Genomic DNA, 19,111 nt, shown 5'->3' on the forward strand with positions numbered 1-19,111 from the left:
ACTACTTCACTTCAATGACGCGCAGCTGCCAAATCATGTAGTCGTTATAGCGCTTGTTCTTAACTTCGGGATAGTCGTCGACGGGGAACATTAGCCAGAGCGGCCCTTTTTCCCGAATCGAGAGGGTCTTGCCATCTTGCTGCCAGGCCAGGATTGGCTGAAACTTCTCGATGTCTGAGAAATCTACCTCAACCTCGTAATCATTTAATGCCACCATCCGCAGCATCTTTCCCTTGGCTTGGGCAACATCGAGCACATCAGCGAGCAACGGCCCTTGGTAGCGCCGTCCCACTTCCGTCCACGGATGCTTGGTGACAAAGCTGTGTTGCTCCATCGCTTTAATGTCATCGAGGGAGAAGGCCATACCCGACACCTCTCGGATGTTGCCTTGGATGATCAGTACATTATCAGCGAGTACTTTAGGCACCCAAGCCAGTATCAGTACCAGCAATAGGGCAACGCGACGCATAGGCGCTCCTGCTTTTTGTCAGTTTCATGCTTCAGTGTAGTTAACTGCGCCAAACCTGACCGAGAAATCATCCGCTAAGCAAAAAGCTAAACACCTAATAAGTCTGAAGTTAATGATTTACATCTCAAGCGCTAAAGGAAAGTAATTACTGGTCGATAAAGATACTGACGCGACCTTTCAAGGAGGAATTATGGTAGGAGATGTTATTCATGAGGCCGTGCACATGGTTGTGCCGAAATCGCTGTGTCCACTGGATAGTTGTAAAGAGCCATCCAACAAATCCTCGAATCTTATCGACCCGCAATCACCGGTAAAGACCGCCGCCAATGTGGCTGGTATGGCAGTGAAGGTAGCAGCTACCGCCTATCTGGGTAAGAACCTGCTCGCCATTGTCTAGTACCACTCCGCATAAGTAACTGAGCATTCTTGCTGGTTCGATAACGCCGGGATCAAAAAAAGCAGCTCCAAGAGCTGCTTTTTTGGTTTGGCTGGATGCCGGGGGATGATTACATCATGCCGCCCATGCCACCCATACCGCCCATGCCGCCCATATCTGGGGCTGCCGGGGCTGCTGCATCTTGTGGCTTGTCGGTGATCATGCACTCGGTGGTGATCATCAGGCCAGCAACCGATGCGGCGAATTGTAGCGCGCTACGGGTTACCTTGGTTGGATCCAGGATACCCATTTCGAGCATGTCGCCGTAGCTGTTATTCGCAGCGTTGTAACCGTAGTTAGCTTCGCCTTCACGCACGTTGTTCGCTACAACAGAGGCTTCTTCACCACAGTTGCTTACGATTTGACGCAGTGGCGCTTCCATCGCGCGCAGTGCCAGACGAATACCTACGTTTTGGTCTTCGTTGCTACCTTCCAGCTCAGCTACTTTAGCGGCCGCGCGAACCAGCGCAACACCACCACCAGCAACTACGCCTTCTTCAACCGCAGCACGGGTTGCGTGCAGCGCGTCTTCTACGCGGTCTTTCTTCTCTTTCATCTCAACTTCGGTGGCAGCGCCAACCTTGATTACCGCAACACCACCAGCCAGTTTAGCTACGCGCTCTTGCAGTTTCTCACGGTCGTAATCAGAAGAAGTTTCTTCGATTTGCTGACGGATTTGAGTCACACGACCTTGGATGTTGGCTTCTTCGCCTACACCGTCGATGATGGTGGTGTTGTCTTTAGAGATAACCACACGCTTCGCGCTACCCAGGTCTTCCAGAGTTGCTTTCTCAAGCTCCAGACCAACCTCTTCAGAGATAACGGTACCGTTGGTCAGGATCGCGATGTCTTGCAGCATGGCTTTACGACGGTCGCCGAAGCCAGGTGCTTTAACCGCAGATACTTTAACGATGCCGCGCATGTTGTTCACAACTAGAGTTGCCAACGCTTCGCCTTCAACATCTTCAGCGATGATCAGCAGCGGCTTGCCAGCTTTAGCCAGGGCTTCTAGCAGTGGCAGCAGCTCACGGATGTTAGAGATTTTCTTGTCAGCCAACAGGATGAACGGGCTTTCCAGCTCTACGGTGCCGTTTTCCTGGTTGTTGATGAAGTAAGGAGACAGGTAACCACGGTCGAACTGCATACCTTCAACCACGTCCAGCTCGTCAACCAGCGCTTGGCCTTCTTCAACGGTGATAACGCCTTCTTTGCCAACTTTCTCCATCGCTTCAGCGATGATGTTACCAACGGTTTCGTCAGAGTTAGCAGAGATGGTACCTACTTGAGCAATAGACTTAGAGTCGGCACATTCGGTAGACAGGGCTTTTAGCTCTTCAACCGCAGCGATAACCGCTTTGTCGATACCACGCTTAAGGTCCATTGGGTTCATGCCAGCAGCAACAGCTTTCAGGCCTTCGTTTACGATAGACTGAGCCAGAACGGTTGCAGTAGTGGTACCATCACCGGCCGCATCGTTGGCTTGAGAGGCAACCTCTTTCACCATTTGTGCGCCCATGTTTTCGAACTTGTCTTCCAGCTCGATCTCTTTCGCTACCGATACACCATCTTTGGTGATGGTTGGTGCGCCGAACGATTTGTCCAGAACCACGTTACGGCCTTTAGGGCCCAGAGTTACTTTTACTGCGTCTGCTAGTACGTTAACACCCGCCAGCATCTTTGCGCGCGAGTCATTACCAAATAGTACGTCTTTAGCTGCCATGATTAATTTCCTTAAACGATTTCAGCTTTAATTCTTGAAAGGGAGATTATTCTACGATTGCCAGAATGTCTGATTCAGACATGATCAGCACTTCTTCGCCGTCTACTTTCTCAGACTTCACACCGTAGCCTTCGTTGAAAATCACGGTGTCGCCCACTTTAACGTCAAGCACTTGTACTTCACCGTTTTCCAGAATACGGCCTTTACCTACAGCCAGTACTTCACCACGGGTAGACTTCTCTGCTGCAGATCCAGTTAGCACGATGCCACCAGCAGATTTGCTCTCTTGGTCTTTGCGTTTGATGATGACGCGGTCATGCAACGGACGGATGTTCATTGCTATCTCTCCTTAAAAACAATCGAGGTTGCTAGTTGCGCAGCCCACATGGCTGCAAAACTGATGTTGCATTTAAAAATGGGGCCATAAAAAACGCTTACAAGGGGGAAACCCAGATTTTTTTGAATTTTTTCGTTGTGGCCCATCGCTATCCGCCCGATAGCGTGCTGCGGGCATGAAAAAAGGGCGCTTTCGCGCCCTTTTGCTAAACGTTGGCTGTTTTGATTAGTTCAGACGATCGTGGTCGTTGTCGTCTTTACGCTCAAACTCGCCTTCATAGACATCGCTGTCACTACCACCACCCGGTGGGCGACGGAAACGCACGCTTTGCATATAGCCTTTCACGATCAAGCGTTGGGCAGCAGCGCCACGCAGGGCGGGGATCAACAGCAACATACCGACCGAATCGGTAATGAAGCCGGGCATAAACAGCAATACCCCGGCGATAATCAGCATCAACCCTTCAAGCATCTGCTGGGCAGGCGCTTCGCCACGGTTCATGGCATTTTGAGCGGCAAATGCGGTTTGTAGGCCTTGGCTGCGCACCAAGGAACCACCGACGATGGCGGTTAACAGCGTCAGGGCGATGGTGCTAAAGGCCCCTACCTTTGCGCCGACCGCAATCAGCACATAAATCTCTGCGTAGCTCAGGCCGGCGAGTAATAACAAGATATATAGAAACAACGGATTATCCTCTTGAGCGTCTTGTCTTAAGCAAAATTTTGGATGCGTATACCCTATAATATGGGGCATATTTGCACGATTTAAAGGGCAGTACCCCGGATTGGTGTAAATCACGCTTTTGCACAAAAGCTGAGCGATGCTATAAAAGTCGACGACTTGTGTAAGTTTTTTCGCTAAGTTGCTGTCTAATATACCCGAACGACCTAAAGGTATAGGATTCCGAGTAGCTCACACAGCGTTACTGCTCCTTGATTTAGACCACTAGATCGGCGGAACAGTGACTTGCCTGAGGGCCAGGAAAATCTCGCTGAACACGCACCTTGAGGTCGTTCGGGTAAAAAAGGTCGCTCGGCCCGCCCTAGCTTTTCGATATTTGCATTGAAGGATAGAACCCAAAACTATGGCTACTCGTTGTTGGTTTGCATTACTTCCCCTGCTGTTAGGTTTAGCCACACCGCTGCACGCATCTCCCAGTCTGCTTGATACACTCAGCCAGCAAACGAGCAGCACCAATGCCAATGACTTTCTGCCGGTCAATGAAGCCTTTCCGTTTAGTTATCAAGTGACTGCTGACCAGCTACTGCTGAGCTGGGATATCGCTCCCGACTACTACCTTTATCAAGGCCAGTTCAGACTGGAGGTCAACGGCCAGGCCGTTGACCTCGCGCTACCTCCAGGCAAGGACTACCACGACCCTTACTTTGGCGATGTGGTGATCTACCGCCAACCGTTGGATGTGGCGGTACCAATGAGTGCGCTGGGCGAAGCGACTCAAGCCACCATAACCTACCAAGGCTGTGCCGATGCTGGGCTGTGCTATCCGCCCGAATCCCAGCAGCTGCTGTTTGCAGCAAGTGCATCTGATCCTTCAGGGCCAGCCTCGCCATCTATAGCCGCTGCAACAAGCACAACACAAAGCGAGCATGAAGGCTTTGCCAGCCGTTTGGAAAGCCAGGCGCTATGGCTCAACATCGCACTGTTCTTTGCCATCGGGTTGGGCCTGGCCTTCACCCCCTGCGTGTTCCCGATGTACCCGATTATCACCGGGCTTATCGCAGGCCAACAGCGACCGCTAAGCACCCGCAAAGCCGCCAGCTTATCGCTTACCTATGTGTTGGGTATGGCCATCACCTACACCGCACTCGGCTTGGTAGTGGCTAGCGCTGGGCTACAGTTTCAGGCTGCGCTGCAACACCCCTATGTTCTAAGCGCAATCGCCCTGCTTTTTGTGCTGCTGTCGCTTTCGATGTTTGGCCTGTATCAGTTGCAGCTGCCCGCGAGCCTGCAAAATCGTCTCAATCAGCTAAGCAACCAGCAACAAGGTGGCCAGTACTGGGGCGTTGCGCTGATGGGCGCGATCTCAGGCTTAGTGGCATCGCCTTGTACCGCCGCGCCTATCTCCGGCGTGCTGCTGTTCGTGGCGCAAAGTGGTGACTTAGTGCTCGGCGGCATGGCGCTGTTCGCTTTGAGCTTGGGCATGGGCGTGCCGCTATTGATTGTCGGTACCTCCAGCGGTCGTCTGCTACCCAAAGCCGGTGCCTGGATGGAACAGGTGAAGATCGTATTTGGCATCCTGCTACTGGCTGTGGCGGTGGTGATGTTGGAGCGTTTCGTGTTGCCATCGGTGGGCCGCCTACTATGGCTGGCGCTGATTGCTGGCAGCATTAGTTATTACTACCACCTCAACCGCTTAAGCACGCTCAGCTTCGCGCAAAGCCTGCGCCAGCTAGGGTTAGTCACCGCGCTTGGGCTAAGTATCGCCTGGGCCAGTCAACCGTGGTGGCAGCAAGCTCCTGCCCAGCAGCATGGCGAGTTTATTCAGGTAAGCGACCTTAAGCAGTTAGAACAACAGCTGGCCATCGCCAAGCAGCAAAACCGCCCAGTGATGGTCGACTTCTACGCCGATTGGTGTGTCGCCTGCAAAGAGTTTGAACAGTACACCTTTAGCGACCCCGCGGTTGCTGCCAAGCTCGACACCATGGTGCTGCTGCAAGCCGATGTCACCCGCACCGATGCCGCCGCCATTGAGCTGCTCAATCATTACCAAGTGCTAGGCCTGCCCACCTTGCTGCTGTTTGCCGATAACGGCCAAGAGCTCAGTCAGGCCCGAGTCACCGGCTTTATGAACGCCGAGGCCTTTAACGCCCACCTGACCCTCAACGGTCTGTAATGCAGCTCGGCAAGGTCAACCTGATACTGCTGAATGCGCTCTATCATCTATTGAATGAGCGCAGCGTCAGCCGCGCCGCCGAGCAGATGCACATCAGCCAGTCGGCCATGAGCAAGCACCTCAGTAAGCTACGCGATCTATTCGGCGACCCGCTACTGGTGCGGGTCGATGGCCAGTGGCAGACCACCGATCGCGGCCAAGCCTTAAAAACCCAGGTGGCCAGCGTGCTGGAGTCCATCGACTCACTGTTGCAGCAGCAGGCCTTTGAGCCGGGCAAGTGCCAACGCACCATCCGCTTTGCCACGTCTGATTATGTCAGCGCTCACCTGCTGCCGCCCTTGCTGGCACAAGTTTTTGAGCAAGCCCCTCAGCTGAAGATCGAGCTACTTAACTGGGATGACAGCACTCCGCACCAGCTCAGCCAAGGCGCGGTGGACATCGGTATGACCCTACCGCCCAAAGACAGCGGTGATTTCCACGCACGGGCGCTGGGCGAAGATAAGCTGGTGTGCATGATGCGTAACGATCATCCTTATTTGGCACTCAGTGATCCCCAGGCCAGCGACTATTGCCGCTTCGCCCACGCCTCGGTGCACAGCGGTGCGGATAAATTCTCCAGCATCGACAAGCTGCTGCGTGCTCAGGGCCAGAGTCGCCAGATCCAGCTACAGGGGATCTCCTATGCCGCCACGCTTGAGCTGATTACTGAGACGCCCTTTATCTTGACCCTGCCGGAGAAGATTGCCCGTCACTACCACGACCGCCATCCGCGACTGGTGATAACCTCACTGCCACTCAAACAGCAGGCCTTCGAGTTCTCGCTGATCTGGCATCATCGGCAACACCACGACCCGGCTCATCAGTGGTTTCGCCAAACCTTGATTGAGCAGCTTGGTCACTAGGCGCCCTTACAAGTAAATTCCAAATTGGAATACTTGAATTCAACTATCTTCCATTTAACGATTACTAGTTAATCCATACACTTAGCGCGTTTTTCAATGCTTGGATCTCCCATGGACGCGCTACTCGCCCTACTCACCATTAATCTACTTGGCATGCTCACTCCGGGGCCGGATATGCTGCTAGTGCTGCGCTACAGTGCCCAAAGCAAACAACTGGCGCGTCGCTGTGTGGCGGGTATTCTGCTCGGCTTCACCAGCCATATCCTATTGGCCTTGGCTGGGATCAGCCTGCTGGTGACTCAGGTGCCATGGCTGTTTCAGGTGGTGCGTTTCGGTGGCGCAGGCTACCTGTGTTTTATCGGCCTGAAGATCCTGCAGCACCGCAAGCTCACGCCCGCTCAGCAAGAAGGTGTTCAACATAGCCAGCAAGCGCTGCGCAGCGGTCTTAGCTGCAACCTGCTAAACCCCAAGGTGCTGGTGTTTGCGGTGAGCATCTTCAGCCAGTTTATTACCGCCGATACCAGTGCCGCCAGCAAGCTGCTAATGTCGAGTGCATTGCTTGTCCAGTGCGCGCTGGTATGGCTGCTACTTATCGAGATCCTCGGTGCCCAACGCATCCAGTCGCGGCTGTTTAACAACATGCCCAAGGTCAACACCCTAAGCGGTTCGATGCTGCTGGGAATGGGAACATTGCTCGGCCTTCACAGTTAGCGGTGAAGCAAATTGAATCCACTCAGTCATGGTGCTATGTTCAAAAAAACGTCTAAGTGATTGAGTTATGGAAGACTGTTACCAAATAATCATCGCCGACGACCACCCTTTGTTTCGCTCGGCGCTCAACCAAGCCGTTAGCACTGCTGTCCCCGATGCTGAACTACGCGAAGCCGATAGCGTGGCCGAATTACTTAAGTTGCTGGAGCTGCACGGCGAGCCCGATCTGCTGCTACTCGACCTAAAAATGCCCGGCGCCAATGGCTTTTCGGCCTTTACCCATCTACATGGTCATCACCCCGAGCTGCCGATAGTGGTGGTCTCTGCCAGTGAAGAGCAGGAAGTGGTGCAAAAAGCCAAACAGCTTGGCGCGTCTGGCTTTATTCCCAAGTCCACTCCGCTGCAGCAACTGGTTGGCGCGGTTTCGAGCATTTTAGAGGGTGATGAGTGGTTCCCCGAGGGCTTCTCCTACCAAGAGGATCTGCCAGAAGATCCGATGGCTGAGCGCTTAGCCAGCCTCACGCCGCAGCAGTACAAGGTATTAGTGATGCTCAACGAGGGCCTGCTTAACAAGCAGATCGCCTACGAGCTCAACGTGTCTGAGGCCACTATCAAGGCCCACGTCACTGCCATCTTCCGCAAGCTCAATGTGAAAAGCCGCACCCAAGCGGTGATCGCCTTGCAGCAGCTCGATCTGGAAAGTAATCAGGAGGGCTAGCCCTCCTGTACACCCGAGCAACCTCCATTTAGCCACGCTCTACGCGCTGGGCTTCAGCCAGAAGTTCGCTTCGCCGCGATCATTAAGTAACTGTTGGCACAGCTTCTTGAGGCGCAGTGGACGAATCGGCTTACTCAGGTAGGCATAGCCATGCTGGCGGATGGTGTCGATAAGCTCGGCATTGCGGTCGGCACTGATCACGATGCCGTGGCACTGCAAGCCTAGCGGCGTAATCAGCCGCTGTAGCGCCTGCAGGCCAGTCTTGCCAAAATCCAAGTGGTAATCACTGAGGATCAGATCTGGCAGCCAGCCATCGCGGATCAGCTCCTCGGCAGTATCGGCATCTTCACAGCACACCACCTCATAGCCCCAGCGCATCAGCAAGCGCTCCATGCCCACCAAGATATCCGGCTCATTGTCGATACACAGCACCTTGGCGCCGTGGGTAATCGCAACGCTCTCGGTCTCTTCACTAGCTTGCGGTGCCACCATTGGCGCAGTCAGCGGCATCGACACATGAAACATCGAGCCATTGCCCACCCGCGAGTGCACCCCAATCGGCAGCCCCAATAGTTCGGCAAAGCCTTTAGCAATCGCCAGCCCCAGCCCCAGCCCCTCCTTGCTGGCGCGGCCGTTATCCACCTGTTGGAAGGCCTCGAAGATCTGCTGCTGCTTGTCTTCATCGATGCCCGGGCCGTTATCCCATACCTCTACCCGTAGCCACTGGCCACGTTTGCGCGCCGCCAGCAGCACCGAGCCATCGGGGGTATAGCGGATGGCATTGGTCAGGAAGTTTTGCAGAATACGCCGCAGCAGTTTGCTGTCGGTAAACACCGCATTGGGACAGGCGCGGATGCGCAAGCGCACCTGCTGCTGGTCGGCAATCGGCTGAAACTCGGCGTGTAAGTGCTCCAGCAGGTTACCCACCATAAAGCGCTCGTTGCGCACCTCCACCTTGCCCGACTCCAGCCGTGAAATATCCAGCAGATCGCTGATTATCTCTTCTGCCGAAAACAGCGATTTGTCTAGCTTAGCCGCCAGAAACTGCTGCTCGTCGCTCAGTCGGCTATCGAGCAGGGAGGCGGCGAATAGCTTGGCGGCATTAAGTGGCTGCATCAGGTCGTGGCTCACTGCCGCCAAGAAGCGGGACTTACTCTGGTTGGCATCTTCCGCCTCGGTGGTGGCGAGGATCAGCTGCTGGTTCATACTCGACAACTCTTGGGTGCGCTGGGCCACCCGCGCCTCCAAGATTACATTGGCCTGTTTGAGCATATCCTCGGCCTGACGGAAGGTGGTGATATCGCTGAAAGTCATTACATAGCCGCCGTTAGGCATCGGGTTGCCTTGCACCTGGATTACCCGCCCGTCAGGCCGGGTACGCGATGAGGTATGGCTATGCCGCTGATGCAGATAGGTCACCCGCTTGCGCACATGCTCTTCCACATCGCCCGGCCCACATAAGCCTTTGCGGGCATTAAAGCGGATGATGTCTTCAATGGGACGGCCGACATTGATAAAGCCATGGGGGAAATTAAACAGCTCCAAATAGCGGCGGTTCCAAGAGACCATCTTCAGGTCCTTATCGACAATCGCGATACCTTGGTCGATATGCTCAATCGCCCCTTGCAGCAGGTGGCGGTTGAACTGCAGCAGCTCCGAGGCCTCTTCGGCAATCGAGGCAAACTCTTCCAGCTGCACCTGCCGCCCATGCAACGCCGAGGCCAGCACCAAGCGGGCCGAGGAAGAGCCAAACACCCCGGCCAGCATCCGCTCGGTGTCGGCTATTAACTCAGCCGGCGCCTGCTGGTTCGGACTCAAGGCCATGGAACGAGAGCGCGCATAGCGGGAGAAGCTTTGGTTAACCCGCTGCGAGCCCAAAAAACGCGAGGCCAACATCTGTAGCTCTTCAACACTGACCTTGGCATGCTGCAAGGAGCCGGGGTCATTGGCGCGGGTCGATTTGCCGACGAAGTTGCTGGCCTGCAGCCACTCCGATACCGCCGGGCTGGTCAGCTTAGAGGCCGCCACATAGCCGATCACATTGCCGATCAGGCTGAGTAAGATCCCCCAATTATTGTCGGAGATCAGCGCCTCACCACGCCAGGCCGGGGCGCTGAACAGGGCGCGTAGCCAGTTGTCTTGTTCGCTACCGGCTAGCAGCCCGGCGATATTCATTAGATTCAGCAGCCACAGGCTCATGCCAAACAGCAGACCCAGATAAACACCGCTGCGGTTGCCTTCGCGCCAGTACAAACCAAACAGCAGCGGCACCGCCAGCTGGGCAATTGCAGCAAACGAGAGGAAGCCGATATCGGCCAGGTTTTCCACCTGACGAAGCATCAGGTGCGCCCCCCAGGCCAGCAGCAGGATCACCAAGATGGTGGTGCGCCGCACATTAAGCAGCAGCTCGCTAAACTGGTTGAAGTTACGCTGACTCAAGCCACCTTGTTTGAGCAGTAGCGGCAGTACCAAGTCGTTACTCACCATGATCGCCAGTGCGATGGTTGAGACCACCACCATGCCGCTGGCCGCCGAGGTGCCCCCTAAAAACGCCGCCATCCCCAACCACTGCTGCCCAGCAGCCAGCGGCATCGAGATCACATAGTTATCCGCCGACACCGAGTCGCCCAGCAAATGTTGGCCGGCCAAGGCAATCGGCAGAACGAAGATACCCAGCAAGGTCAGGTAGGCGGGGAATAACCAACGCGCCTTGCGCAGATCGCTCACCTGATTGTTCTCCACCACAGTGACGTGGAACTGGCGCGGCAGACAGATAACCGCGGCAATCGCCAACAAGGTGGCAACAACCAAGTTAGTGAAATCGGCAATCCCCAGCTTATCAACCCGCTGCGCCAGGCTTTGCTGGATCACCATGCCATCGCTCTCCGGCAACTGCCCGAGCAGGGCTACCGCAAACAGGCCAACACAGACAAAGGCCACCAGCTTAACGAGCGATTCAAAGGCGATGGCAATGATCACCCCGCGGTGGTGCTCGGTGGCATCGATATGGCGGGTACCAAACAACATGGTAAAGATCGCCAGCGCAATACTGACCAACAGGGCGAACTGGGCGCTGCTTCCCTCACCCACCGCCAGTCGCATCTGCTCGCCACCGAACAGGTCAATGCCCATCACAATCGCCCGCAGCTGCAAGGCGATATAGGGCAGGATCCCCAGAATACACAGCAAGGAGATCACCACAGCCAAGGTCTGCGACTTGCCGTAGCGAGCAGCAATAAAGTCGGCAATGGTGGTGATGTGCTCGCGCTTGGCGATCAGCACCAGCCGCGCCAGTAGCTTCCAGCCAAAGATGAACAGCAGGATCGGCCCCAAGTAGACCGGGATAAACGACAGCAGGCTGGTAGTGGCTTGCCCCACCGTGCCGTAGAAGGTCCAGGAGGTGCAGTACACCGCAATCGATAGGGAGTAGATCAGCGCTTGACCGGGCAGGCGCGTCTGAGTGAAGCGGTCACAGAAATAGGCAATCAGGAACAACAGCCCCAGATAGGCAATCGACAAGGGGATCACTAACCAGCCTTCCTGCAACATAGACGCTCCTTTGGCGTGGCAATGCCTATCTTCCTTGTAGTGGCGACACCGCACGTTATTGCCGATGATGTGAGGTTGCTCTCCTTGCCACGTCACATCTTCCCTACGCTAAGACTAAAGTCGTCTGGCAGATCAAACAAATATCTCGATGCTGTTATGTGATGACAGTGACGTGATGATAAAGGTGGAAACGGCAGGCCATGACCAGCGACTTTAACTTCCAACATCCTCCCTTCGATCAACTGGATAGTAGCCAGCGTCAACTGCTGTTGGACCAACTGGACATCCACTACTTCCAGAATCAAGAGAAGATCCTAAGCGCCGGTCAGGAGTCGCAGTTTCTGTTTGTGATCCTCAAAGGCGAGGTGGAAGAGCGCGCCGACAACAACGATGAGATCTTCGCCCACTACACCTTGGATGACTGCTTCGATATTCGCTCCCAGTTTGGCGGCTACTGCAAACACGACTATGTCGCACTGGAAGAGTGCCTTTGCTTTGCCCTGCCCTCCAAGGTGTTCCGTCAACTGGCCGAGGCGAACAGCGATTTCGCCGACTACTTCCAAAACGACTTGGCCACCCGCCATCAGCTGATTGAATCGCGCGAACGCAACAAGAACCTGGCCGAGTTTATCCTCACCACCATCGATGAGAGCAATGTGCAGCTAGCGGTGGTGATCGATGGCGACACCAGCCTGTATCAAGCCACCAAGATGATGCGCGAGCAAAGACTCGAATCGCTACTGGTCGACTACGACGGCTGTATCGGCATGCTCACCGGCACCGACTTGCTGCATGCGGCGGTGCTCACCCAGCAGTCCCTAGATACCCCGGTCTCCCAGCTGGCCAACTTCAACCTGATCTCGGTGGAACAGGGCGAATTCTTGTTTAACGCCATGCTGCTAATGACCCGCAACAATATCGAACGGGTGGTAGTGAAACAGCAACACAAGGTGGTGGGCATTATGGAGATGGCCCACTTGCTGAGCCTGTTCTCCACCCATAGCCACGTACTGGCGCTGCAGATCGCCCGCGCCGACAGCATCGACGAGCTGGCCATCGCCGCTCATACCCTCAACCGCTTGATCGAAAACCTGTGCAACAACGGCATTCGCACCCTGTTTATCATGAAGCTGCTGGCCACCATGAACGAGCAGTTAATTGAACGGGTGTTCCGCCTGTGCGTGCCCGATCAGCACCACAACGCCATCTGCCTGATCGTGATGGGCAGCGAGGGGCGCGGCGAGCAGATCGTCAAAACCGATCAAGACAACGGCCTGATAGTCGAAGACGGCTACGACTGGCCAGAGCGCGAACAGCAGCTACAAGCCTTTAGCGATGCCCTGCTCAAACTGGGCTACCCGCCTTGCCCGGGCAAGATCATGGTCAATAACCCAGCCTGGGTGAAAAGCCAAAGCGATTGGACAGCTACCTTGGATAGCTGGGTTGAAAGCGGCCATGGCGATGCCGCGATGAACATGGCGATCATGTTCGATGCCCACGCGGTGGCAGGCAATCGCAGCCTGCTGCGCAAACTCAAACGCCACCTGATCCAAGCGATGCATCAGCGCGAGGTGGCGCTGTCGTTCTTTGCCCGCCCGGCGCTGCAGTTCAGCACCCCGCTAACCTTCCTTGGCAATGTGCGCAAAGAGGGCATCGATATTAAAAAAGGCGGGATCTTCCCCATCGTGCATGGGGTGCGGGCGATGGCGCTTAAGCAAGGCATCGAGCAAACCAATACCTTGGAGCGCATAGAGCAGCTCAAGCAGGCCAAGGTGATCCTGCCCGAGCATGCCGCCAACCTCAGCGAGGCGCTGCTGCTGTTCTTCAAGCTGCGTATTCAACAGCTCTCCGATAAAACCGAGAGCTACCACCATATCGATGTGGCCAACCTGCAGCGCGGGCAGCGCGACTTGCTGCGCCACGCCCTGCATGTGGTTAAGAAATACAAGCAGAGCCTGGCCCATCACTTCCAGATCCGGGACTACTGATGTTGTTGCGCGGCCTCTATCGTCAGCTCTACAGCCACCAGCAGCGGCACAGCTCGTTTCACTATCTCTATGAGCCTGCGCCAGTGGGCGAGTTGGTGGCGCTGGATTTCGAGACCACCAGCCTCAATGCCAGTGAGGCGGAGATTGTCTCCATTGGCGCGGTAAAGATCGTCGGTAAGCAGATCCTGCACTCGCAGCGACTCGACCTAAAGTTGCGACCGGGCGTGCGCTTAGGCGCCACCTCTATTAAGGTGCACCGCCTGCGCCACCAAGACTTACAGCAAGGCCTTCCTCCACAGCAAGGCATTGAGCAATTACTGGAATATATCGGCCCCCGGCCATTAGTTGGCTACAACATCGCCTACGACTTCCGCATCCTTAAACGCTATGCCAAACAGCTGCTGCAGCTACAGCTGGTTAATCAATTGGTGGATGTCGGCCAGCTCTATGCCGACCGGGTACATCTGCCCCATGAAGGCATGCCCGCCAATCAGGATTTAGTCCATATCTGCGATGCCCTGCAGATCCCCTTAAGCGCCCGTCATCAAGCCTACGACGATGCGCTCAATGCCGCCATGATCTACCTGCGGCTGCAGTTCGGACCACGCCCCAGCGCCGCGTAATCGCTGCCAATTGCGCCTGACAGCTCACAAATTTTAACTTCGTTTACATATGCTTAACCTAAAGTCTAATTGTCGGTATAAGGGCGCTGAGCGAGTCTTTATACCCACATTATCTGTAGACAAAGGCATGGCCACGAAGGTAGTGCCGTCGTTACCGCCAAGGAGAGCAAGATGAGCGAGACCAAGCTTTATACCGTCAAGAGCCACATCGCCGAGAACTGCCTGCTGGATAACCAGCAGTACCTTGCCATGTACCAACAATCCATCGACAACCCAGAAGCGTTTTGGGGTGAGCATGCCCGTTCACTGGTTGATTGGATGACTCCGTTCACCAAGGTAAAAAATACCTCCTACGACCCCGGCCACGTCAGCATCAAATGGTTTGAAGACGGCGCGCTGAATGTCAGTGCCAACTGCCTGGACCGCCATTTGGAAGAGCGCGGCGATGAAGTCGCCATCATCTGGGAAGGCGACGACGCCAACGAAGACAGCACCCTAACCTTCCGCGAACTACATCGTGAAGTGTGTAAGTTCTCCAATGCCCTCAAAGAGCTGGGTGTTAAAAAAGGCGACGTGGTCTCCTTGTATATGCCGATGGTGGCGGAGGCCGCGGTGGCAATGCTCGCCTGTACCCGCATTGGAGCGGTCCACTCCATCGTGTTTGGTGGCTTCTCCCCTGAGGCGCTGTCGGGCCGGATTATCGATGCCACCGCCAAGTACGTGATTACCGCCGATGAAGGCATTCGCGCAGGCCGCAGCGTGCCGCTAAAAGCCAATGTCGACGAAGCCCTACAAAACCCCGGCTGCAGCTGCGTAGAAGCGGTGGTGGTATTCAAGCGCACCGGCGCCGATATCAACTGGGTGGAAGGCCGCGACGTTTGGTGGCACGACGTCACTGAGCCGGCATCGGAAGACTGCCCGCCAGTGCCGATGAACGCCGAAGACCCGCTGTTTATCCTCTACACCTCTGGCTCCACCGGCAAACCGAAAGGGGTGCTGCACACCACCGGCGGCTACCTGGTGTACGCCACCATGACCTTTAAGTACGTGTTCGACTATCAGCCGGGCGATATCTACTGGTGTACCGCCGATGTGGGCTGGATCACCGGCCACAGCTATCTGGTATATGGCCCGCTGGCCAACGGTGCCACCACGGTATTGTTTGAGGGCGTCCCCAACTACCCAACCGCCGGACGGATGAGCGAGGTGTGCGACAAACACAATGTGACCATTCTTTACACCGCGCCGACCGCTATCCGCGCGCTGATGGCCCAAGGCGACACCGCCGTTGAGGGCACCAGCCGCTCCAGCCTGCGGATCATGGGCTCGGTGGGCGAGCCGATTAACCCCGAAGCCTGGGAGTGGTACTACCGCACCATCGGCGATGAGCGCTGCCCGATTGTCGATACTTGGTGGCAAACCGAAACCGGCGGCATCTTAATTACCCCACTGCCCGGCGCCACCGACTTAAAACCCGGTTCGGCAACCCGTCCGTTCTTTGGGGTGCAACCGGCGCTGCTAGATAACGAAGGTAATGTGTTAGAAGGTGCTAACGAGGGGAACTTAGTGATCCTCGACAGCTGGCCAGGGCAGATGCGCACCGTGTACGGCGACCATGAGCGCTTCGAGCAAACCTACTTCTCCACCTTCGCGGGCGTTTATACCACCGGCGATGGCGCGCGCCGCGATGAAGATGGCTACTACTGGATCACCGGTCGGGTCGACGACGTACTCAACGTCAGCGGCCACCGCATGGGAACCGCCGAGATCGAGAGCGCACTGGTGGCCCACCCATTGATCTCCGAGGCCGCGGTGGTGGGCGTTCCCCACGAGATCAAAGGCCAAGGCATATACGCCTATATCACCCTGAATGCCGGCGAAGAGCCAAGTGCCGAGCTGCATAAAGAGGTGAAAGCGTGGGTGCGCAAAGAGATTGGCCCAATTGCTACCCCAGATATCCTGCACTGGGCAGAGGCGCTGCCAAAGACCCGCTCCGGTAAAATCATGCGCCGCATCCTGCGCAAGATTGCCACCAACGAGACCGATTCGCTGGGCGATACCTCCACATTGGCCGATCCTTCCGTGGTCGACCGACTCATTGAAGAGAAAGCCGCCGCAGTTTAGCAATCGACACGTTTTACTTACGCTACGCTTAAAGCCACCTTCGGGTGGCTTTTTCGCCGTTTATCGCCGCAGTTATCGAGATGTTAGAGAAAGCGAAGACTTACTTAATGCCTGCTCAATTATTGAACTGGCAAGCAAAAACCAGAGAAACGAAGTGATTAGACCAGAAATTTGCTGCCATTTTCGCTGAACTTAATATAATTGATTCCTAAGTGGCATTTTTGCCGCGCCAAGCGCGACAAAAATAAAAATTACACGAAAGCGGCAAGATAGCTGCAAATAACTAAGTTTTCATGGAATATGACTGACAAACCTTCTGTTTTACTGCTAAATGGACCAAACCTGAACCTGTTGGGAAAACGTGAACCCGAGGTCTATGGTTCGCAAACCCTCGACGATATCGTGAGCAACTTGCAACAGCAGGCTCAACACCTAGGTATTGAACTCAGTCATTTCCAATCGAATAGCGAAGCCGCGCTGTTGGAGCGGATCCATCAGGCCATGGGCCAAGTGGATTACATCATTATCAATCCAGCCGCCTTCACCCACACCAGCGTCGCACTGCGCGACGCGCTGCTGGGGGTCGCTATTCCCTTTATTGAAGTACATCTCTCCAATGTGCACGCACGTGAACCCTTCCGTCACCACTCTTATCTCTCCGATAAGGCGGTTGGTGTTATCTGCGGATTGGGCGCATTGGGGTATCAATTTGCACTGAGCGCTGCAGCCAATGCGCTGCAACAGAATCAACACTCTGGATCATAGAAGAGACATCATGGATATTCGCAAGATCAAGAAGCTTATCGAATTAGTAGAAGAATCAGGTATCGCCGAGCTGGAAATCACCGAAGGTGAAGAAGCGGTACGTATCAGCCGCAACTTCAGCGGTGCAGTTACCCAAGCACCGGTACAAGTTGCCGCTGCGCCAGTAGCGGCTCCGGTTGCCGCTGCGCCAGCCGCAGCAGCCCCTGCTGCTGAAGCTGAAGCACCTGCCGCCTCTGGCCACAAAGTATTGTCGCCAATGGTCGGTACCTTCTACCGCTCACCATCACCAGAAGCCTCAGCCTTTGTCAGCGAAGGCAGCGTGGTCAACGTGGGCGATACCCTGTGTATCGTTGAAGCGATGAAGATGATGAACCAAATCGAAGCCGACAAAGCCGGCGTAGTTAAAGCTATCTTGGTGAACGACGGTGATGCAGTGGAGTTCGACGAACCTCTGTTCATCATCGAATAAGGGGACAGAGCATGCTAGATAAAGTCGTTATCGCCAACCGAGGCGAAATCGCACTTCGGATCTTGCGCGCGTGTAAAGAGTTGGGCATCAAAACCGTTGCTGTCCACTCCACCGCCGACCGCGATCTTAAGCACGTACTGCTAGCCGATGAATCCATCTGTATCGGTAAGGCCCCAGCCACCGAAAGCTACCTGAACATCCCGCGGATCATTGCGGCCGCCGAAGTCACCGACGCGGTGGCGATCCACCCGGGCTATGGCTTCCTGTCGGAAAACGCCGAGTTCTCTGAAATCGTAGAGAAAAGCGGCTTTATCTTTATCGGCCCGAAAGCCGATACCATCCGTATGATGGGCGATAAAGTGGAAGCGATTAAGGCCATGAAGAAAGCTGGCGTACCTTGCGTACCCGGCTCTGACGGCCCGCTGGGCGACGATGGTCAAAAGAACATTCAGATCGCCAAGCGCATTGGCTACCCGGTAATCATCAAAGCCGCCGGTGGCGGTGGTGGCCGTGGTATGCGCGTAGTACGCAGTGAAAGCGAACTGCTCGAGAGCATCCAGCTAACCCGCGCCGAAGCCGGTGCCGCCTTTAACAATGATGTGGTCTACATGGAGAAATTCCTGGAGAACCCACGCCACGTTGAGGTGCAGGTACTGTCTGACGGCCAAGGCAACGCGATCTACTTGGGTGAACGTGACTGCTCGATGCAGCGCCGCCACCAGAAGGTTGTAGAAGAAGCACCGGCACCGGGTATCACCGCCGATATGCGCCGCTACATCGGTGAGCGCTGTACCCGCGCCTGTGTGGAGATCAACTACCGTGGCGCCGGTACCTTCGAGTTCTTGTATGAAAACGGCGAGTTCTACTTTATTGAGATGAACACCCGTATTCAGGTGGAGCACCCGGTTACCGAGATGGTCACTGGTATCGATCTTATCAAAGAGCAGCTGCGCATTGCCGCAGGCCAGCCGCTGTCGATCAGCCAAGACGAAGTGAAACTGACCGGCCACGCCATCGAGTGTCGTATCAACGCCGAAGACCCAGAGCGCTTTATCCCCTCACCGGGTCTGGTGAAACGCTTCCACTCACCGGGTGGTATGGGCGTACGTTGGGACTCGCACATCTACGATGGCTACACCGTACCGCCTTACTACGACTCGATGATTGGTAAGCTGATTACCTACGGTGAGAACCGCGATATCGCCATTGCCCGGATGCGCAACGCGCTATCTGAGCTGGTGATCGAAGGGATCAAAACCAACATTCCGCTACAGCAGATGATTATGGAAGACGAGAACTTCCAGCATGGTGGAGCAAATATCCACTATCTGGAGAAGAAACTCGACCAGCAGTAATCAGCGACGCTCAAGCTGTAAAGCACCCTAAACAGGGTGCTTTTTTTTGTGCCTTCTATTAATAACCAACTCAACTATAATAGAAAGTCAC

Annotated in this window: 16 protein-coding genes; 11 read left to right on the forward strand and 5 right to left on the reverse strand. The window is 55.2% G+C overall.

The window, feature by feature from the left end:
• Position 1: 1 nt before the first annotated feature.
• Complete coding sequence (locus G461_RS0111275; RefSeq protein WP_026971910.1) at positions 2-469, reverse strand: putative pterin-binding protein; 468 nt, start codon at positions 467-469, stop codon at positions 2-4.
• A gap of 190 nt (positions 470-659) precedes the next feature.
• Between G461_RS0111275 and G461_RS0111280 the strand changes: the two genes are divergently transcribed.
• Positions 660-866, forward strand: a complete 207-nt coding sequence (locus G461_RS0111280; RefSeq protein ID WP_026959520.1) for a hypothetical protein — start codon at positions 660-662, stop codon at positions 864-866.
• A gap of 109 nt (positions 867-975) precedes the next feature.
• Here the strand turns inward: G461_RS0111280 and groL are convergent, their stop codons facing one another.
• From groL to G461_RS0111295, 3 genes are all read right to left on the reverse strand, one after another.
• On the reverse strand, positions 976-2,625 hold the full coding sequence (gene groL / locus G461_RS0111285) for a chaperonin GroEL (RefSeq protein ID WP_026971911.1): 1,650 nt from the start codon (positions 2,623-2,625) through the stop codon (positions 976-978).
• A gap of 46 nt (positions 2,626-2,671) precedes the next feature.
• Positions 2,672-2,962, reverse strand: a complete 291-nt coding sequence (locus G461_RS0111290) for a co-chaperone GroES (RefSeq protein ID WP_026959518.1) — start codon at positions 2,960-2,962, stop codon at positions 2,672-2,674.
• Positions 2,963-3,187: 225 nt separating this feature from the next.
• Positions 3,188-3,646: an FxsA family protein gene (locus G461_RS0111295; protein ID WP_026959517.1), complete on the reverse strand. Its 459-nt coding sequence runs from the start codon at positions 3,644-3,646 to the stop codon at positions 3,188-3,190.
• A gap of 400 nt (positions 3,647-4,046) precedes the next feature.
• On the opposite strand from G461_RS0111295, the gene G461_RS0111300 reads away from it, so the two are divergent.
• The 4 genes from G461_RS0111300 (at position 4,047) to G461_RS0111315 (ending at position 8,147) form a co-directional block, all read left to right on the forward strand.
• Positions 4,047-5,816, forward strand: a complete 1,770-nt coding sequence (locus G461_RS0111300) for a protein-disulfide reductase DsbD (protein WP_026971912.1) — start codon at positions 4,047-4,049, stop codon at positions 5,814-5,816.
• Entirely contained in the window at positions 5,816-6,718 is a 903-nt protein-coding gene (locus G461_RS0111305; RefSeq protein WP_026971913.1) for a LysR family transcriptional regulator, read from the forward strand. Before G461_RS0111300 ends, G461_RS0111305 begins: the two co-directional genes overlap by 1 nt.
• 111 nt (positions 6,719-6,829) lie before the next feature.
• A complete protein-coding gene (locus G461_RS0111310) occupies positions 6,830-7,429 on the forward strand; it encodes a LysE family translocator (RefSeq protein WP_035480094.1) in 600 nt (199 codons plus the stop codon).
• Positions 7,430-7,496: 67 nt separating this feature from the next.
• Positions 7,497-8,147, forward strand: coding sequence for a response regulator transcription factor (locus G461_RS0111315; RefSeq protein ID WP_026971915.1), 651 nt, complete (start codon positions 7,497-7,499; stop codon positions 8,145-8,147).
• Between the two features lie 39 nt (positions 8,148-8,186).
• Here G461_RS0111315 and G461_RS0111320 read toward each other — a convergent pair whose 3' ends face one another.
• Positions 8,187-11,696, reverse strand: a complete 3,510-nt coding sequence (locus tag G461_RS0111320; protein ID WP_035480096.1) for a PAS domain-containing hybrid sensor histidine kinase/response regulator — start codon at positions 11,694-11,696, stop codon at positions 8,187-8,189.
• A 200-nt stretch (positions 11,697-11,896) separates the two neighbouring features.
• On the opposite strand from G461_RS0111320, the gene G461_RS0111325 reads away from it, so the two are divergent.
• The 6 genes from G461_RS0111325 to accC all read left to right on the forward strand — a co-directional run bounded on the left by G461_RS0111325 (position 11,897) and on the right by accC (position 19,020).
• Complete coding sequence (locus G461_RS0111325; RefSeq protein ID WP_026971917.1) at positions 11,897-13,684, forward strand: DUF294 nucleotidyltransferase-like domain-containing protein; 1,788 nt, start codon at positions 11,897-11,899, stop codon at positions 13,682-13,684.
• The gene (locus G461_RS0111330; protein ID WP_035480097.1) at positions 13,684-14,307 is read left to right on the forward strand and encodes a 3'-5' exonuclease; all 624 of its coding nucleotides are present in this window, start codon (positions 13,684-13,686) and stop codon (positions 14,305-14,307) included. The genes G461_RS0111325 and G461_RS0111330 overlap by 1 nt, the downstream gene beginning before the upstream one ends.
• 171 nt (positions 14,308-14,478) lie before the next feature.
• On the forward strand, positions 14,479-16,431 hold the full coding sequence (gene acs, locus G461_RS0111335) for an acetate--CoA ligase (RefSeq protein ID WP_026971919.1): 1,953 nt from the start codon (positions 14,479-14,481) through the stop codon (positions 16,429-16,431).
• Positions 16,432-16,731: 300 nt separating this feature from the next.
• Positions 16,732-17,196 (forward strand): type II 3-dehydroquinate dehydratase, encoded by a 465-nt coding sequence (gene aroQ / locus G461_RS0111340; RefSeq protein WP_026960428.1) that lies wholly within the window; start codon positions 16,732-16,734, stop codon positions 17,194-17,196.
• A 10-nt stretch (positions 17,197-17,206) separates the two neighbouring features.
• Positions 17,207-17,665, forward strand: coding sequence for an acetyl-CoA carboxylase biotin carboxyl carrier protein (accB, locus tag G461_RS0111345; protein WP_026971920.1), 459 nt, complete (start codon positions 17,207-17,209; stop codon positions 17,663-17,665).
• A gap of 11 nt (positions 17,666-17,676) precedes the next feature.
• Positions 17,677-19,020: an acetyl-CoA carboxylase biotin carboxylase subunit gene (gene accC, locus G461_RS0111350; RefSeq protein WP_026960426.1), complete on the forward strand. Its 1,344-nt coding sequence runs from the start codon at positions 17,677-17,679 to the stop codon at positions 19,018-19,020.
• Positions 19,021-19,111: the final 91 nt, after the last annotated feature.

Source organism: Aliagarivorans marinus DSM 23064 (assembly GCF_000429485.1).
Taxonomy (GTDB): domain Bacteria; phylum Pseudomonadota; class Gammaproteobacteria; order Enterobacterales; family Celerinatantimonadaceae; genus Aliagarivorans; species Aliagarivorans marinus.

Coding starts and splice junctions, on each gene's coding strand:
- G461_RS0111275 (WP_026971910.1), bottom strand. CDS start 469: ATGCGTCGCGTTGCCCTATTGCTGGTACTGATACTGGCTTGGGTGCCT.
- G461_RS0111280 (WP_026959520.1), top strand. CDS start 660: ATGGTAGGAGATGTTATTCATGAGGCCGTGCACATGGTTGTGCCGAAA.
- groL (WP_026971911.1), bottom strand. CDS start 2,625: ATGGCAGCTAAAGACGTACTATTTGGTAATGACTCGCGCGCAAAGATG.
- G461_RS0111290 (WP_026959518.1), bottom strand. CDS start 2,962: ATGAACATCCGTCCGTTGCATGACCGCGTCATCATCAAACGCAAAGAC.
- G461_RS0111300 (WP_026971912.1), top strand. CDS start 4,047: ATGGCTACTCGTTGTTGGTTTGCATTACTTCCCCTGCTGTTAGGTTTA.
- G461_RS0111305 (WP_026971913.1), top strand. CDS start 5,816: ATGCAGCTCGGCAAGGTCAACCTGATACTGCTGAATGCGCTCTATCAT.
- G461_RS0111310 (WP_035480094.1), top strand. CDS start 6,830: ATGGACGCGCTACTCGCCCTACTCACCATTAATCTACTTGGCATGCTC.
- G461_RS0111315 (WP_026971915.1), top strand. CDS start 7,497: ATGGAAGACTGTTACCAAATAATCATCGCCGACGACCACCCTTTGTTT.
- G461_RS0111320 (WP_035480096.1), bottom strand. CDS start 11,696: ATGTTGCAGGAAGGCTGGTTAGTGATCCCCTTGTCGATTGCCTATCTG.
- G461_RS0111325 (WP_026971917.1), top strand. CDS start 11,897: ATGACCAGCGACTTTAACTTCCAACATCCTCCCTTCGATCAACTGGAT.
- G461_RS0111330 (WP_035480097.1), top strand. CDS start 13,684: ATGTTGTTGCGCGGCCTCTATCGTCAGCTCTACAGCCACCAGCAGCGG.
- acs (WP_026971919.1), top strand. CDS start 14,479: ATGAGCGAGACCAAGCTTTATACCGTCAAGAGCCACATCGCCGAGAAC.
- aroQ (WP_026960428.1), top strand. CDS start 16,732: ATGACTGACAAACCTTCTGTTTTACTGCTAAATGGACCAAACCTGAAC.
- accB (WP_026971920.1), top strand. CDS start 17,207: ATGGATATTCGCAAGATCAAGAAGCTTATCGAATTAGTAGAAGAATCA.
- accC (WP_026960426.1), top strand. CDS start 17,677: ATGCTAGATAAAGTCGTTATCGCCAACCGAGGCGAAATCGCACTTCGG.